The 14,314-nt window shown below is 67.1% G+C and carries 15 protein-coding genes; 8 read left to right on the top strand and 7 right to left on the bottom strand.

Going from position 1 to position 14,314, the window contains the following annotated elements; all coding sequences use genetic code 11:
* Positions 1 to 2 precede the first annotated feature (2 nt).
* Positions 3 to 1,685: an FAD-dependent oxidoreductase gene (locus tag ACFZCE_RS02575; protein ID WP_390935773.1), complete on the bottom strand. Its 1,683-nt coding sequence runs from the start codon at positions 1,683 to 1,685 to the stop codon at positions 3 to 5.
* 146 nt (positions 1,686 to 1,831) lie between these two features.
* Positions 1,832 to 2,290 carry an Lrp/AsnC ligand binding domain-containing protein gene (locus ACFZCE_RS02570; RefSeq protein WP_390935771.1) on the bottom strand — a complete coding sequence of 153 codons (459 nt, stop codon included), beginning with the start codon at positions 2,288 to 2,290 and terminating at the stop codon, positions 1,832 to 1,834.
* 237 nt (positions 2,291 to 2,527) lie between these two features.
* Here ACFZCE_RS02570 and ACFZCE_RS02565 point away from each other — a divergent pair, with 237 nt between their 5' ends.
* Complete coding sequence (locus ACFZCE_RS02565) at positions 2,528 to 3,952, top strand: DUF2723 domain-containing protein (RefSeq protein WP_390935769.1); 1,425 nt, start codon at positions 2,528 to 2,530, stop codon at positions 3,950 to 3,952.
* A 143-nt stretch (positions 3,953 to 4,095) separates the two neighbouring features.
* Here ACFZCE_RS02565 and ACFZCE_RS02560 read toward each other — a convergent pair whose 3' ends face one another.
* On the bottom strand, positions 4,096 to 4,737 hold the full coding sequence (locus tag ACFZCE_RS02560; protein WP_390935767.1) for an NAD-dependent epimerase/dehydratase family protein: 642 nt from the start codon (positions 4,735 to 4,737) through the stop codon (positions 4,096 to 4,098).
* Positions 4,738 to 4,898: 161 nt separating this feature from the next.
* Here ACFZCE_RS02560 and ACFZCE_RS02555 point away from each other — a divergent pair, with 161 nt between their 5' ends.
* Positions 4,899 to 5,882 carry an alpha/beta fold hydrolase gene (locus ACFZCE_RS02555; RefSeq protein ID WP_390935765.1) on the top strand — a complete coding sequence of 328 codons (984 nt, stop codon included), beginning with the start codon at positions 4,899 to 4,901 and terminating at the stop codon, positions 5,880 to 5,882.
* 13 nt (positions 5,883 to 5,895) lie between these two features.
* Here ACFZCE_RS02555 and ACFZCE_RS02550 read toward each other — a convergent pair whose 3' ends face one another.
* Together ACFZCE_RS02550 and ACFZCE_RS02545 are read right to left on the bottom strand one after the other, a co-directional pair.
* Positions 5,896 to 7,458: a C13 family peptidase gene (locus tag ACFZCE_RS02550; RefSeq protein WP_390935763.1), complete on the bottom strand. Its 1,563-nt coding sequence runs from the start codon at positions 7,456 to 7,458 to the stop codon at positions 5,896 to 5,898.
* A gap of 63 nt (positions 7,459 to 7,521) precedes the next feature.
* Positions 7,522 to 7,977 (bottom strand): MaoC/PaaZ C-terminal domain-containing protein, encoded by a 456-nt coding sequence (locus ACFZCE_RS02545; protein ID WP_390935761.1) that lies wholly within the window; start codon positions 7,975 to 7,977, stop codon positions 7,522 to 7,524.
* Positions 7,978 to 8,096: 119 nt separating this feature from the next.
* Between ACFZCE_RS02545 and ACFZCE_RS02540 the strand changes: the two genes are divergently transcribed.
* From ACFZCE_RS02540 to ACFZCE_RS02530, 3 genes are read left to right on the top strand one after another with little or no spacing between them, the layout of a single operon-like run.
* A complete protein-coding gene (locus tag ACFZCE_RS02540) occupies positions 8,097 to 8,444 on the top strand; it encodes a CidA/LrgA family protein (RefSeq protein WP_390935759.1) in 348 nt (115 codons plus the stop codon).
* Positions 8,441 to 9,157 (top strand): LrgB family protein, encoded by a 717-nt coding sequence (locus ACFZCE_RS02535; RefSeq protein WP_390935758.1) that lies wholly within the window; start codon positions 8,441 to 8,443, stop codon positions 9,155 to 9,157. The genes ACFZCE_RS02540 and ACFZCE_RS02535 overlap by 4 nt, the downstream gene beginning before the upstream one ends.
* A gap of 17 nt (positions 9,158 to 9,174) precedes the next feature.
* Complete coding sequence (locus ACFZCE_RS02530) at positions 9,175 to 9,765, top strand: LON peptidase substrate-binding domain-containing protein (RefSeq protein WP_390935756.1); 591 nt, start codon at positions 9,175 to 9,177, stop codon at positions 9,763 to 9,765.
* Here ACFZCE_RS02530 and ACFZCE_RS02525 read toward each other — a convergent pair whose 3' ends face one another.
* Both ACFZCE_RS02525 and ACFZCE_RS02520 read right to left on the bottom strand, forming a co-directional pair.
* Positions 9,766 to 11,079, bottom strand: coding sequence for a VTT domain-containing protein (locus ACFZCE_RS02525; protein WP_390935754.1), 1,314 nt, complete (start codon positions 11,077 to 11,079; stop codon positions 9,766 to 9,768).
* Between the two features lie 2 nt (positions 11,080 to 11,081).
* Entirely contained in the window at positions 11,082 to 11,759 is a 678-nt protein-coding gene (locus ACFZCE_RS02520; RefSeq protein WP_390935752.1) for a DNA-3-methyladenine glycosylase, read from the bottom strand.
* Between the two features lie 166 nt (positions 11,760 to 11,925).
* Between ACFZCE_RS02520 and ACFZCE_RS02515 the strand changes: the two genes are divergently transcribed.
* Genes ACFZCE_RS02515 through rsfS form a run of 3 tightly spaced genes read left to right on the top strand, consistent with a single transcriptional unit; the run spans position 11,926 to position 14,312 of the window.
* Entirely contained in the window at positions 11,926 to 13,197 is a 1,272-nt protein-coding gene (locus ACFZCE_RS02515) for a glutamate-5-semialdehyde dehydrogenase (RefSeq protein ID WP_390935750.1), read from the top strand.
* Positions 13,194 to 13,880 (top strand): nicotinate-nucleotide adenylyltransferase, encoded by a 687-nt coding sequence (gene nadD / locus ACFZCE_RS02510; protein WP_390935748.1) that lies wholly within the window; start codon positions 13,194 to 13,196, stop codon positions 13,878 to 13,880. Before ACFZCE_RS02515 ends, nadD begins: the two co-directional genes overlap by 4 nt.
* A gap of 57 nt (positions 13,881 to 13,937) precedes the next feature.
* The gene (gene rsfS, locus ACFZCE_RS02505; protein WP_390935746.1) at positions 13,938 to 14,312 is read left to right on the top strand and encodes a ribosome silencing factor; all 375 of its coding nucleotides are present in this window, start codon (positions 13,938 to 13,940) and stop codon (positions 14,310 to 14,312) included.
* Positions 14,313 to 14,314 lie beyond the last annotated feature (2 nt).

The following is a 14,314-nucleotide window of genomic DNA, read 5'->3' as shown; positions in this document are numbered from 1 at the left end:
GGTCAGTCCGGCAGGGCGATGGGGCCGAGGGCGTCGAATACATCCCCGGGGCCAGGGTTTTGCGCATGGGTGCTGCCGCCAAAGTGCGCCATGATGCCCCACACCGCGTTGAGCGAGGTTTGCACCGCGCCTTCGACCCAGGCGGGCGTCCACGACACGTCATCGCCCGCGAGGAAGATGCCGCGCTGCTCGGCCGGCATCTGCTGCTGCATGAAGTGCGCGTACATCCGCTGGTTGTAGCGGTAATGCCCGGGCAGCGCGCCCTTGAAGGCCCCCAGGAAGTACGGGTCGGCCTCCCACGACACGGTGATCGGGTCGCCAATGATGTGGCTGGCGATGTCGACCTTGGGGTAGATCTTCTTCAGCGCGTCGAGGGCCAGTTTCACGCGTTTTTCCACCGGGTACGGCAGCACCTTGAGCGCGTCGCTCATCCATGAATACGACAGGCAGATCACCCCGGGCTTGCCTTCGCCGTGGTCGAACAGGTAGGTGCCGCGGGTCAGCCGGTCGGTGAGGGTCATGCTCATCACGTCGCGGCCGGTGGTGGGGTCTTTGTCTTTCCAGAACGGCCGGTCGACCATCACGAAGGTCTTCGCCGACTGCATGTAGCGGGTGCGGTCCAGGGCCATCCACAGCTTTTGCGAGAACAGCGACTCTTCGCATTCGATCTGGGTGGTCAGCAGCCAGCTTTGGCAGGTCACCAGCACCGCCGGGTACACCCGTTCATGGCCCCAGGTGTCGGTCAGGCGAAACTGCGCCTGGCCTTCACGGGCGATGCGCTGCACCCCGGCGCGGGTGGCGCTATGGTGCAGGCTGCTCAAGCTGGTGCCGGCCGGCCAGTGTGCGCACTGCGCCGGGGCGTGGCGCCAGAGGCCCAGCGGCACCTGCTCGACGCCGCCGACCACCAGGTGCTGATGGTCGTCGCACTGGGTCATCACCACGCGGAAAATTTCCAGCATTGAGTTGGGGAAGTCTGAATCCCAGCCGCCGGTGCCAAAGCCCACCTGGCCGAAAATCTCCCGGTGCTGGAAGCTCAGCTTGGCAAACGAGCGCGAGGTGGCGACGAAGTCGTAAAAGGTGCGGTCATCCCACAGCGGTACCAGTTCATTCCACAGGGCCTTCAGGCGTGGCACGTCGCGGTCGCGGATGGCTTGCTGGATGCCCTTGAAGTGCGCGCGTTCATCCAGCGCATCGGCCCAGGCGTCGGCCACTTCCTGGAAGATTTTCGGCAGGTCGGCGGGGCGCTCGGCGTAGTAGGTCTGGCCTTCGAGGTCGATCACCGTGCTGCCCGAGGCGCCGGTGAGCGGGTTGGGGAAGGGCCGGGTTTCCAGGCCGAGTTTGTCTACGTAGTGGTAAAAGGCCGTGGACGACACCGGAAAGCGCATGCCGCCCAGCTCCGCGACGATGCCGTCGGCGCCCTCGAAGGCCTGCGAGCGCAGCCGCCCGCCGAGCCGGGCGGCCTCGTACACCACCGGCTTGAGGCCGAGCTTCATCAGTTCATAGGCCGCCACCAGCCCGGCGATGCCGCCGCCGACGATGGCCACTTCCTTGCCATGGTGTTCGGCGGGAATGGAACCCAGGCCCGCGGGGTGTTCCAGCCAGGTGTCGAACGCAAAGGGGAAATCCGGGCCGAACAGGGTGATCGGCGGCTGGCTGCCGGCGGGGTGGCGGTTGGGCTTGAGCATGGGCGGGCCTCGCGCAATGAACCTGGGTGAGTATAGGAATCACCCATTGTAGAAAGCGCGAGGCACGGAAATAAGGTGAAGAGCGACGAGATATGACGATTATTCGGTCGATATGGCGAGAGCATTTGCCATATCGACGAAAACGCTCAGTCGCGGCCGCGGTCGATCTTGGTGCTGAGGATGATCGAGGTGGTGGTTTTTTCCACGCCTTCGATGTTGCCGATGGCGTCGAGCAGCTCATCGAGGCGCTCGGGTGATTCGCAGCGCAGCCAGGCCACGTAGTCGAATTCGCCACTGACCGCGCACAGTTGCTGCACGGCGGCCATGGCATCGAGGCGGCGCAGCACTTCCTTGCCCGAGCGGGGCTGCACGGTGATCCCTACATAGGCTTGCAGGCTGCCCTCGAGGGCACGGCGGCCCAGGCGCACGCCATAGCCGGCGATGGCGCCGTTGCGCTCCAGGCGGGCCAGGCGCGAGGTCACCGTGGTGCGCGCGATGCCCAACTGGCGGGCCAGGGTGGCCACGCTTTCACGGGCGTTCAGTTGCAGCGCGGCAATCAGCTGGCGGTCGGTGCTGTCGAGGGAGCTGGAGCTGGAATCGTTCATTTCAAAACCGGATATAGCAGAGTGCCGCCTATCTTAGAGAAGTATCCGTTAAGTGTCACCCCGCATACATTGATTAACTTTTGACGCGGCCGACGGAGTGTAATTGATTAACTTTCGTTTTTGGCGTCAAGCCGTTGGCGTGCGGGAAAGTGCAAATTGATTAAATTCAAAAGATTGCTTGGGTTTAATCGGTATATTCGGCGCAGTGTATTTTTTAATTCTCGATGAGTGGCCGATATGGTTCAGATGCAAACTGCGGGCAAGGCCTGGCCGCTGTGCCTGTTGCTGCTGGCGCTGCCGTTGGCCCTGTGGGCGGCCAGTGGCCCGGTGCAGTGGATGGACAACGGCCAATACCTGGCCGGGGCCGCCGAGGGCCAATGGTTGAGCAGCGGCTTCGGGCCGCTGGACCACCCGCTGTTTCAAACCCTGGCCACCCTGGTGTTTTCGCTGGCGGGCCCGCGCGCGGTCAGCCTGATCAACGCCCTGCTGTTGGCGCCGCTGGCGCTGGTGATCTGCTGGCTGGCCCGCACCCTGGGTGCCAGCCCGCGCCTGGCGGTGGCCGCGGCGGCGCTGGCGGTGTTCGCCCACGGGGTGTTCTGGCAGGCAAGCAAAGTGGATATTTTCCTGCTGCATGCGCTGTGGGTGCTGCTGGCCTATGCCCTGCATTTTGACCAACGGCTGCGCCTGGGCAACGGCCAGCGGCTGTTCGCCATCGGCCTGTGCACCGGCCTGGCCGCCAGCGTGCACCCGCTGACCTTCGTGGTGCTGGCACCGCTGTACGTGCAGTTGTTGCGGCTGTACCGCGGCCAGTTGTGGCTGTGCCTGGGCGCGGCGCTGCTGGGCTTTGCCCCGGCCTGGCCGGCGCTGGCCGGAGACGCCGCCAGTGGCCTGAGCCCATGGGGCATCGCTCGGCACTACTTCACCGGCTTCTCGGCGCTGGAGCCCGGCAGCGGCCGCGAAGGCGAACTGCTGCGTTTCGACCTGATGTGGCACGAGAAAAACGCCGTGACGCTGCTGCTGTTGTCGCTGCTGGGGCCGCAGTTGTTCGGCCTGCTGCGCCCGGCCTCGGCCAAGCAACGCCTGGTGTGGTGGGCGCTGTGGCTGAACCTGCTGGCGGTGGCCTCTTACAACGTGTTCGACCGCTTTGCCTATTTCATCCCCGGGGTAGCCTTGGCGAGCATCCTGGGGGTGATCCGCTTTGCCGCCTGGCTGCCGCGCAATGCCGCCGGGCGGGTGCTGTTCAACAGCTCGTTGGTGGCCGGGCCACTGCTGTTGCTAGCGGTGTGGGGGCTGCACGCCCACGGCTGGGTGCGCCTGCCCACCCACAGCGAGGGCTTGCCGTACCGGGATGACATCCATTATTTGATGGTGCCCTACCTGCGCGACACCTCCGCGGCGGAGTTCGCCGCCCACTACGAAAGCTCGGCCCCCGACGGCGCGCTGATCATCTCCGATGAAACCCCGCTCGGCGCGCTGCGCTCGGCCCAGGCCGCCGGCGCGCTGAAGGGGCGGGTGTTCGAGTCGTGCGGCAGCGCCCGCGACATTGGCATGTTCGTCAAGGGGCCGGGGGCGTACCTGCCGCGTACCAGCTTCTGCGAGCGGATCGTGGCGCGGTATCGCTTGGATAAATTGCTGGTGGGGTATCAGTTGCAGTATCGGTAGTGGGGTTTGCGGGCCCCTCGCCCGGCACAGCCGGAGTGCCGGACCACGGCCTCCCACGGGTTCTGTGTTGCCTCGTAAATCAAGCACTTACATAAATCTGGTGGGAGGCCGGCTGTGCCGGGCGAGGGGCCCTTCAGTGCACGCTACTTGCCCAGCCGCCGCAGCTCATCCGACTCCACCACCCGCACCCCGTCCTGCTCTTCCAGCGCCAGGCGCCACAGCGCCCGCGCCAAGTGGTGGGCTTCGATACCGTGGTACTTGCCGGGGATCAGCCGCGACAGCGGCCCGGCCAGTTGTTCGGCCAACCGTGGCTCGGGGCGGTTGCCCAGCAATAGCGACGGCCGCGCGAGGGTGAGCTGCGGCCACTGTTGGGCGCGCAGAGACTGCTCCATTTCGCCCTTGACCCGGCTGTAGAACAACGAGGCGTCCGGCGCGGCGTCGATGGCGCTGATCACCACCAGGTGGCGGGCGCCGAGTTCGCGGGCGCGGGCGGCGAAGGCCACCACCAGGTCGTGGTCCACCGCGTGGAAGGCGCTTTCCGAGCCGGCTTGCTTGATCGTGGTGCCTAGGCAGCAAAAGGCGATATCGACCCGGCCTTGCAGCCGTGGCAGCAGCGTGGCCAGTTCGCCCACCGGGTTTTCCAGGTGGCTGTGCTCGGCCAGCGGCCGGCGGCTGGGCGCCAGTACCCGGCTGACGGTCGGCTCACTGAGCAGGCGGTCGAGCAGGTGCTCGCCGGTAAGGCCGGTCGCGCCGGCCAGCAGGATGTGCTGTGGGGTCAGGTACATCGGTGGCGCCCTCCTGTGGTCCTCAGCTTTGAGCGTAGCGAAGGGCCGGGAGTTTCGCGGCGCCGGGTTAAACCTTTGTTTACGCTTTAGCTGCCCGCGCGCGCCCGTGCCACGGGTAAGCTCCAGCCCCCCCCCCGATTGCCTGCTGGAGGCCACCGCCTGTGAATGGATTCACGCTCCCCGCCGCCCTGCGCGGCCCTTTCTCGCTGCTGTGCCTGCTCTGGCTGGCCGCCTGGCCAGGGCTGGCCCCGGCCAGCGCCGGCGTGCCCTGGCCGGAAAAAACCTACTACCGCAGCGCCGAGGTGCTCGGCGAGCAGATCTTCTACCGCGAGGCCGGCAGCCGCCAGCACCCCACTCTGGTGCTGTTGCATGGCTTTCCGGCGTCGTCGCACACCTACCGGGAGCTGATCCCGCTGCTCTCGGGCAGCTACCACGTGATCGCCCCGGATTACCTGGGCTCGGGCTTCAGCGCCCGGCCCAGCCCGGAGCTTGCGCCCTACACCTTCGAGCGGCTCGCCGAGCATGTGGCCGGCCTGCTCGATGTGCTGGGCATCGAGCGCTACAGCCTGTACATGCAGGATTTCGGCGCGCCAGTGGGCTACCGCCTGTTGCTGCGCCAACCCGGGCGGCTGCAGGGGCTGATCGTGCAAAACGCCAATGCCTACCGCGAGGGCCTGACGCCGGCGCGGCTGGCGTTCTTCAAAGCGGCCCACCACGACCGCTCCGCCGCCGCCACCCAGGCCCTGCACCGCTACGTAAGCGCCGAGGCCATCCGCGATGGGCAATACCTGCGAGACGTGCAAGGCCGCGAACAGCGAATGAGCCCTGACACCTGGACCCACGACCTGGCCCTGCTAGAGGGGGAAGCCGGTGCGCGCATTCAGGTGCAGTTGTTCCAGGACTACTGGAACAACATCGTCGATTACCCACGCTGGCAGGCCTGGCTGCGCGAGCACCAACCGCCCACCTTGATCACCTGGGGCCGCCATGACCCAGCCTTTATCGCCGCCGGCGCCACGGCATACCTGCGCGATGTGCCGCAGGCCGAACTGCACCTGCTCGATGCGGGGCATTTCGCGCTGGAGGAACAACCGGTGGAAATCGCCCAGCGGGTCAGGGCGTTTTTGCAGGGGTTGAAGCTGTGAGGCGCATTGTCCGCTAGTGCGCCGAGGCGCTCTGCAGTGCCCGGCTGGCCTGCTGCGCGCGCAGGCGCCGCCAGTGTTCGAGCACGGTCTTGGGGGCCCAGATCTGCGGCTCGGAAGCTTCGAAGTTCTCTGCTTTTTCCCGCTGCGCGACCACCGCCCGGGCCTTGTTGAAGGCCTGTTCGAGGTCGTCGGTCTGGTTCAGCGCCTGGGCGAACAGGGCGTCGCCGAAGTAGGTGAAGTCGGCTTCTTCCGAGCAGCCGAACGACACTCGGTCGGCGCGCGAGGCGGTCATCACCAGGGTGTGGGCGTCTTTCAGCGCGGGGATGAACCCGCCGGAGTAACAGGCGGAGATCACCACCACCTTGTCGCGGTTCTTCAGCGGCGCCAGCACCGAGGCAAAGGCCTCGGCGGGCAGGTCGCTCAGTTGCAGGCGAGGCTGGTCGAGCACCAGTTCGTGCTCGTGGGTGCCGTGGCTGGTGAGGTAGATGAACACCAGGTCTTCCGGGCCGCTGCGCTGGGCCAGGGTTTGCACCGCGCGGCTGAGGGTTTCACGGCTGGCCATCGGGCGGTCGAGCAGGTGGTCGCGGTGGTTGACCAGCGCCACCTGGCCGCGGGCGCCAAAGCGGCTGGCCAGCAGGTGGCTGACGTAGTCGGCCTCGCGCATGAACACGCTCTGCTGGCCGTCGCCGGCCACCACCAGGCTGTACAGTTCTACCGCCGGGGTAGAGGCCGGCACCTGGGCCAGCGCCTGGTCGAGCAGCCGGCCCTGGTTGAGCAGGCCGGCCTCGAGCGGGTCGGGCAGCAGCTCGCCGCGCTCGTTGCGCACTCGCTGGCCGTCGACCCAGTCACCGCTTTCGCTGCGGCCGTCCTTGCGGGTGAGGGTGCCCTGGCCGGAGTAGGCGTCGTTCTGGAACTGCCCCTGGTACTGGGTGCCGTCGGCCAGGGTCAGGCGGCCTTCGCCCTGGAAGTGCCAGTCGGCGAAATCGCCCACGTAATGGCTGCCGTCGGCGGCGATCAGCTCGCCCTTGCCGTTGGGCGCGCCCTGCTTGAATTCGCCCACCCAGACGTCGCCGCCCTGGGTTTCGTAGCGGCCGCGGCCTTCCATGTGGCCGGCCTTGAACTGGCCGGTGTACTGGTCGCCGTCGGCGTTGCTGTAGTTGCCATGGCCTTGCAGCTCGCCGTTGACGAAGCGGCCGCTGTACTGGTTGCCGGCTTCATCGCTGCGCACGCCTTGGCCGTTGAGCTTGCCGTGGTCGAACTCGCCTTGCAGTTGGGTGCCGTCTTCGAGGTCGAGGTGGCCCAGGCCACCGAACTGGCCCTGGCGAAAGCCGCCGCGGTAGGTGCGGCCGGCTTCGCGCAGGGTGCCTTCGCCGTCGCGCAGGCCGTTCTTGAAGCCGCCTTGGTACCAACTGCCATTGGGGTAGTCGACCCGGCCCTGGCCCTGCAGCAGCCCGTTGACGATCTGCCCACGATAATGCCCGCCGTCGGGCAGCCGCGCGTCTGGGGGCAACAGCGATTCGCCGTCTCCGCAGGCAGCGAGCAGCAAGGCGAGGGCAACAGGGAGGGCAGGGCGCATGGCAGGGTCCGGGCAATCAAGGCGCCGAGTATGCCGTAAGTTAACGCCCTTGCAACCTGCGCCTCAGATGAAACACAGCGACAACGGCTCGGCGATGTACGCCGGTTTGTCCTGGCCGTCGATCTCCAGTGTGGCGCGGGCCCGCAGTAGCCACTGCCCGGGGCGTTTCTCGCTGGCCTCGAGCAGCGCGACCTTGAGCCGCACGCGCGCGTTGACCGGCACCGGCTGCAGGAAGCGTACATGCTCCAGGCCATAGTTGATGGCCATTTTCATGCCCTCGGGCAGCACCATCACGTTTTCCATCAGCCGCGGGATCAGCGCCAGCAATAAAAAGCCATGGGCGATGGTGGTGCCGAACGGCGTGCGGGCAGCGCCGACCGGGTCTACATGAATGAACTGATGGTCGCCGGTGGCTTCGGCGAACAGGTTGATACGCTCCTGGTCGATGGTCAGCCAGTCGGAGCAACCCAGCTCCTGGCCGACGTACTCGGGTAACGCGGCTACCGGTACGTATCGCATACTGCGGCTCCTTGAGGGATGGCTCTGCAACGGCGCTTAGCCGAACACGCCAGGGCCGGCGGCGCAAGCCCGGGCAGACTTGCGGCATAATGCCCGCGGCTGAGTGAAGGGGGAATTCTATGCTATTGCGCGGGCTCACGGCCCTGGTGCTGTTCCAGTTGCTCGGCAGCGCGCTGCATGCGCTGTGCCTGGCGGCGTTACCGGGGCCGATCATCGGTTTGTTGTTGCTGTTCGCGGCCCTGCTGGCCAAGGGCGAGGTGCCGGCGCCGCTGAGCGAGGCGGCCAGCAGCCTGCTGCGTTATTTGCCTCTGCTGCTGGTGCCGCCGGCGGTGGGCATTATCGGCTATGGCCCGGTGCTTGCCGCGCATTTCTGGGCAATCGTCGGTACCCTGTGCGCCTCGGTGGTACTGTCGCTGGCCTTCAGTGGCTGGTTGATGAGCCGTTTGTCGGCCAGGCGCCAGCCATGAGCCTGCAGTGGGCGGCGGCTTGGGCCGCGATCGTTCATCACCCGCTGTTTGCCTTGGGCGTGACCCTGGCGGCCTATCAATTGGCCTTGAAGGCCTTTGAGGCCACCCGCTGGGTGGTGTTGCAGCCGGTGTTGTTATCCGTGCTGGTGGTGGTCGGCGTGCTGGCGTTGTGCCGTATCGAACTGGCGGAATACCAGCACAACACCGAGATCATGGGCATCCTGCTGGGGCCGGCCACGGTGGCGCTGGCGGTGCCGCTTTATCTAAACCTGCGCAGAATCCGCCAACTGCTTTGGCCGACCTTGGCTACGCTGGTGCTAGGCGGTACCTTCGCCACCGGCTCCGGCTTGCTGCTGGGGGCCTGGCTGGGGGCAGACCAACCGCTGCTGATGACACTGGCGCCGAAGTCGGTCACCTCGCCGATCGCCATGCTGGTGGCCGAGCAACTGGGTGGGGTGCCCGGCATGGCCGCGGTATTCGTGTTGATCACCGGGGTGGTCGGGGCGATCGTCGGGCCGGGGCTGTTGACCCTGCTGAAGGTCGAAGCGCCCGAGGCGCGCGGCCTGGCATTGGGGATCAGCGCCCACGCGGTGGGTACCTCGGTGGCGTTGGCCGAGGGTGAAACCTGCGGGGCCTTCGCCGCCCTGGGGATGAGCCTGATGGGGGTGCTCACCGCAGTGGCGTTGCCGCTGGCGATCAGCCTGTTCGTATAACCAAGGGTTCCTTATAGATGAAGCTGCCGCTGTTTCCGCTCAATACCGTGCTGTTCCCAGGGTGCACCCTGGACTTGCAGATATTCGAAGCACGTTATCTCGACATGATCGGCCGCTGCATGAAGGCCGGCGGCGGCTTTGGTGTGGTGTGCATCCTCCAGGGCGATGAAGTGGGCCTGGCGCCGTCGGCCCATGCGATGGTCGGCTGCGAGGCCCTCATCCGCGACTTCCAGCGCCAGGACAACGGCCTGTTGGGCATTCGCGTGCAGGGCGGCCGGCGCTTTCGCGTGCTCGACACCGAGCTGCAGCGCGACCAACTGCTGCTGGCCGAGGTGAAGTGGCTGCACGAACTGCCCGACGTGCCCCTCGACGACCGCGATGAAGACCTCCTCGCGCTGCTCGCGGCGCTGGCAGAGCATCCGCTGGTGGAGTCGCTCGACATCGGCAGCCATGCCAACGGCCAGCACGCGCTGGGCAACAAGCTGGCCTACCTGCTGCCTTTCGATGACCACGACAAGCTGCGCCTGCTCGAAACCGACGACCCCAGCCACCGCCTCGATGACATCCAGCACCTGCTGGAAAAGATGCAGGGCGATTTGTTCGCCTGATCAGTACTCGTAGCGCATCAACGCATGGGGCAGCGCGTGCAGCGCGCTGAACCCCAGCCATACCACGCACACCGGCAGCACCAGGTACCAGGCCCGCAGCGGCATGGGCGCCAGTGGGTAGAAGCGCTGGCTGACCGCGAACGAGGCCGCCACCCCGCTGACCGCCAGCAGGATGCCGGCGATCACGTCGGTGGGCCAGTGCGCGCCCAGGTAAATGCGCGACGCGGCGATCGCCAGGGCCGGGATGCAGGCGATGAATGTCCAGGTCAGGCGCATGCGCGGCGGCTGGCCGCGCCCGGCCAGCAGGGCCAGCACCAGAAAGAACGCAAAAGCCCCGGAGCTGTGCCCGCTGGGCATGCTGAAGCTGGTCAGGGGGTCGAGCAGCACCTCTGGGCGGGCGCGGCTGAAGAGCAGCTTCAACAGCGTGTTGGCCAGCGCGGTGCCGAGCAGGGTGGTGAAGGCGAACAGCGCCGGGCGCCACTGGCGCATCAGCGCCAGGGCCGCCACCAGCAGGCCGCCGAGAAACAACTGGGTGCGGAAGTCGCCCATGCGCGTGACCACCACCACCAGGTGGTCCAGCGCTGCGGTGCGGTGCTCTTGAATCAAGCGGCTCAGGCCCTGGTCGAGCTGCGCCAGGTACGGCCAGCCCAGCAGCACCGCCAGCAACAGAATGAAACTGCAACCGGCCACCAGCAAGGTGGTGCGCGGGTGGCGGTGCCAGGCGCTGTGAAAACTCAGCCCCACCAACAGGGCGATGCCGGCGGCTACCACCGCCGCTTGCGGCCAGAAGCCCTCGGGCAGCGGCAGGCGCACCGCCGCGCCGGCCATCCAGCCGGGCAGCAGGTAGGCCACCGACCAGCCGGCGGCGGCCACCAGGCTGACCAGGGCGAAGCGCACCACGGGCATTTCGAGCATGCCAGCGACCATCGGCAACATCGGCCGCAATGGGCCGATAAACCGCCCCACCAGCAGGCTGGCTACCCCGTAGCGCTGGAAGTACCCCTCGGCCCCAGCCAGCCACTGCGGGTGCGTGCGCAGCCCCGGCAGGCGCCGGATGTTCTCCTGCAGGCCGCGGCCGATGGCGTAGGACAAACCATCGCCGAGGAGCCCGCCCACATAGCCGAGCAGCAGGGTTTCAGCCAGGCCCAGGTTGCCACCGCCCGCCAGCGCCGCCAGGGCGAACAGCACCACGGTGCCGGGCACGATGATGCCGGCGATGGCCAGGCATTCGATGCAGGCCACCACGAAAATCGCCACGCCCAGCCAGTGGGGGTTGGCGGCCAGCCAGGCCTGGGAGGCGTCGAGCCATTGCATGGTCAGTGTCCTTGGGTGTGAAGCTGGTAGTCGCGGCCTTCGACCTGGCCCCGGCGCAGCGGGTTCCGGGTGCAGAAGCGCGCGTATTCGGCGTCTACGAAACGGTACGGCAGGTGCTCGTCGCGGCCGTGGGGGATGCCCAGCCGGGTGGTTTGTATCACCCTGGGCACGGCCAGGCCGCAGTCCTGCACGAACAACCGCTGGGGGTCGAAGGGCTTGCCGTCCCAGTGCGGCACCTTCAGGCCCAGGGCCCGGCACAGCAGGGTTTGCCCGGCGCACAGGCGTTCGGGCGGGCGCGCCTGGCCACGGGCGTCGGGGTTGTTCACCTGCATTTGCGCCAGCGCGTTGTGGTCGCTGGTGGCGTCTACCCAGGGGTAGGCGGCCTTGATCAGCACGGCGTTGCCCGGGCCGTGGGCGCTGAAGTTCAGTGAGTCGCCGCCACGGGCGTAGTACATATAGATGTGCCCGCCATCGAGAAACAGCGCGCGGCGCTTCTCGGTGTAGCCGAGTGAGGCGTGGCTGCCCTTGTCGGCCAGGTAATAGGCTTCGGTCTCGATGATCCGCGCCGCCAGCCAGTAAGGGCCCTGGCGGTGGCGGATGACCTTGCCGAGTAGCGCGCGCGCCAGGGCCAGCGCGTCGCGGTCGAAAAAGGCGTGGGGCAGGGCGGTTGGGGGCTGCATGGGCACGACCGGAATGGAAACGCCGGGCATGATAACAACGCCGGGCTGAATCTTGCCTTAACCGACTTTGTTACGGTTGTTTGCAAACCTTCTGCCCAGCAGCGCTGTGCGTGGCGAAGCGCCCCGGCTATAATCTGCCGCTTTCCTTGCTGCCAAGCCCAGAACCATGACCGAGTCCGTTCTAGACTACATGTCCCGCCTGGGGCGCGCTGCCCGTGACGCTTCGCGGCATATCGCCCGTGCCAGTACCGGCCAGAAGAACCGCGCGCTGCTGGCCATCGCCGCCGCGCTCGACGCCGCCCGCGCCGGGCTGGCCGCCGCCAACGCCGAAGACATGGCCGCCGGCCGCGCCGCCGGGCTTGAGCCGGCGCTGCTCGACCGCCTGGAACTGACCCCGGCGCGCATCGACGGCATGATCGAAGGCCTGCGCCAGGTCGCGGCGCTGCCCGACCCGGTCGGCGCGGTGCGCGACATGAGCTACCGCCCCTCGGGCATCCAGGTCGGCAAGATGCGCGTGCCGCTGGGCGTGGTGGGCATCATCTACGAGTCGCGGCCGAACGTGACCATCGACGCCGCCAGCCTGTGCCTGAAGTCTGGCAACGCGACGATCCTGCGAGGTGGCTCCGAAGCCATCCACTCCAACCGCGCCATCGCCCGCTGCATCGAGCAGGGCCTGGCCGAGGCCGAATTGCCGGCCGCGGTGGTGCAAGTGGTCGAAACCACCGACCGCGTAGCGGTGGGCGCGCTGATCAGCATGCCTGAATACGTAGACATCATCGTGCCGCGTGGCGGCCGCGGGCTGATCGAGCGCATCAGCCGCGACGCCCGGGTGCCGGTGATCAAGCACCTCGACGGCATCTGCCACGTGTACGTGTCGGCCTTCGCCGACCTGCCCAAGGCCCAGCGCATCGCCTTCCACGCCAAAACCTACCGGTACGGCATCTGCGGCGCGATGGAAACCCTGCTGGTCAGCGAAGTGGTGGCCGAGGCCTTCTTGCCGGCGATGGCCGCCCAGTTCCGCGAAAAAGGCGTCGAACTGCGCGGTTGCGAGCGCACCCGCGACATCGTCGAGGCGCTGCCGGCCACTGAAGAAGACTGGGCCACCGAGTACCTGGCGCCGATCCTGTCGATCAAGGTGGTCGATGACCTCGACGCCGCGGTCGAGCACATCAACCAGTATGGTTCGCACCACACCGACTCGATCGTCACCGACCACCAGGGCGAAGCGCGGCGTTTCCTCGCCGAGGTCGACTCGGCCTCGGTAATGGTCAACACGCCCACCTGCTTCGCCGACGGCTTCGAATACGGCCTGGGCGCGGAAATCGGCATTTCCACCGACAAGATCCACGCCCGCGGCCCGGTCGGCCTCGAGGGGCTGACGTGCGAGAAGTACATCGTCATCGGCGACGGCCAACTGCGCGGTGAGTCGAACCATTGAGTGCCCGCGCCAGTGAGCAGGCGAGTCCCGAAGCGGCTGGCACGCGGCGCATAGGGATACTCGGCGGCACCTTCGACCCGGTGCACATCGGCCACCTGCGCAGCGCGCTGGAGGTGGCCGACGCGCTGGCGTTCGACGAGCTGCGGCTGGTGCCGAACTTCCGCCCGCCGCACCGCGACGCGCCGCAGGTGGCGCCACGCCAGCGGCTGGAGATGGTCGAGCTGGCGGTGGCCGGGGTGGCGCCGCTGAGCGTCGATGGCCGCGAGCTGTTGCGAGACAAACCGTCGTACACCATCGACACCCTGGAGTCGATGCGGGCGGAACTGGGCGGCGAGGTGCCGCTGTTTTTGTTGTTGGGCTGGGATGCCTTTTGTGGTTTGCCAGGATGGCACCGCTGGGAAGAATTGCTGGGTTACTGCCACATCATCGTGTTGCAGCGGCCCGACGCTGACATCGAGCCGCTGGATGCCTTGCGCAACCTGCTGGCGGCGCGCCAGGTCAGCGACCCCAAGGCCCTGAAGGGGCCGGCGGGGCAGATCACCTTTGCCTGGCAAACACCCTTGGCGGTGTCTGCCACGCAGATTCGCCAGTTGCTGGCCAGCGGCAAGTCGGTGCGCTATCTGGTGCCCGACGCCGTGCTGGCCTATATCGAGGCGAACGGGCTGTACCGTTCGCCAGTGTGAATTACCCGCCCCGCCGGCCCTTTTGCCGCGGGCGCTTACCGAGAGTCGAAACGTTTTATGAGCAAAGCTAGCCTGAACAGCGACGCGCTGGTGCAGATCGCCACCGCCGCACTGGAAGACATCAAAGCGCAGGACATCCTCTGCATCGATGTCAAAGACAAAACCAGCATCACCGATTTCATGCTGATCGCCACCGGTACCTCCAGCCGCCACGTCAACTCGATGGTCGAGCACGTGCGCGAGAAGGTAAAGGCACAGGGCGTGCAGCCGCTGTCCGAAGAAGGCAAGGGTGACAGCGACTGGGTGCTGCTCGACCTGGGCGATGTGGTGGTGCACGTGATGACCTCCGCCGCCCGCCAGTTCTATGACCTGGAGCGCCTGTGGCAGGGCGCCGAGCAAAGCCGCGCCGCCCACGCCCCCGACCAGGAATAAGC

This window comes from Pseudomonas sp. NPDC007930, from assembly GCF_042958985.1.
Classification (GTDB): domain Bacteria; phylum Pseudomonadota; class Gammaproteobacteria; order Pseudomonadales; family Pseudomonadaceae; genus Aquipseudomonas.
This window is presented reverse-complemented; position numbering and strand designations above follow the sequence as displayed.

Coding starts and splice junctions, on each gene's coding strand:
- ACFZCE_RS02575 (WP_390935773.1), bottom strand. CDS start 1,685: ATGCTCAAGCCCAACCGCCACCCCGCCGGCAGCCAGCCGCCGATCACC.
- ACFZCE_RS02570 (WP_390935771.1), bottom strand. CDS start 2,290: ATGAACGATTCCAGCTCCAGCTCCCTCGACAGCACCGACCGCCAGCTG.
- ACFZCE_RS02565 (WP_390935769.1), top strand. CDS start 2,528: ATGGTTCAGATGCAAACTGCGGGCAAGGCCTGGCCGCTGTGCCTGTTG.
- ACFZCE_RS02560 (WP_390935767.1), bottom strand. CDS start 4,737: ATGTACCTGACCCCACAGCACATCCTGCTGGCCGGCGCGACCGGCCTT.
- ACFZCE_RS02550 (WP_390935763.1), bottom strand. CDS start 7,458: ATGCGCCCTGCCCTCCCTGTTGCCCTCGCCTTGCTGCTCGCTGCCTGC.
- ACFZCE_RS02545 (WP_390935761.1), bottom strand. CDS start 7,977: ATGCGATACGTACCGGTAGCCGCGTTACCCGAGTACGTCGGCCAGGAG.
- ACFZCE_RS02540 (WP_390935759.1), top strand. CDS start 8,097: ATGCTATTGCGCGGGCTCACGGCCCTGGTGCTGTTCCAGTTGCTCGGC.
- ACFZCE_RS02535 (WP_390935758.1), top strand. CDS start 8,441: ATGAGCCTGCAGTGGGCGGCGGCTTGGGCCGCGATCGTTCATCACCCG.
- ACFZCE_RS02530 (WP_390935756.1), top strand. CDS start 9,175: ATGAAGCTGCCGCTGTTTCCGCTCAATACCGTGCTGTTCCCAGGGTGC.
- ACFZCE_RS02525 (WP_390935754.1), bottom strand. CDS start 11,079: ATGCAATGGCTCGACGCCTCCCAGGCCTGGCTGGCCGCCAACCCCCAC.
- ACFZCE_RS02520 (WP_390935752.1), bottom strand. CDS start 11,759: ATGCAGCCCCCAACCGCCCTGCCCCACGCCTTTTTCGACCGCGACGCG.
- ACFZCE_RS02515 (WP_390935750.1), top strand. CDS start 11,926: ATGACCGAGTCCGTTCTAGACTACATGTCCCGCCTGGGGCGCGCTGCC.
- rsfS (WP_390935746.1), top strand. CDS start 13,938: ATGAGCAAAGCTAGCCTGAACAGCGACGCGCTGGTGCAGATCGCCACC.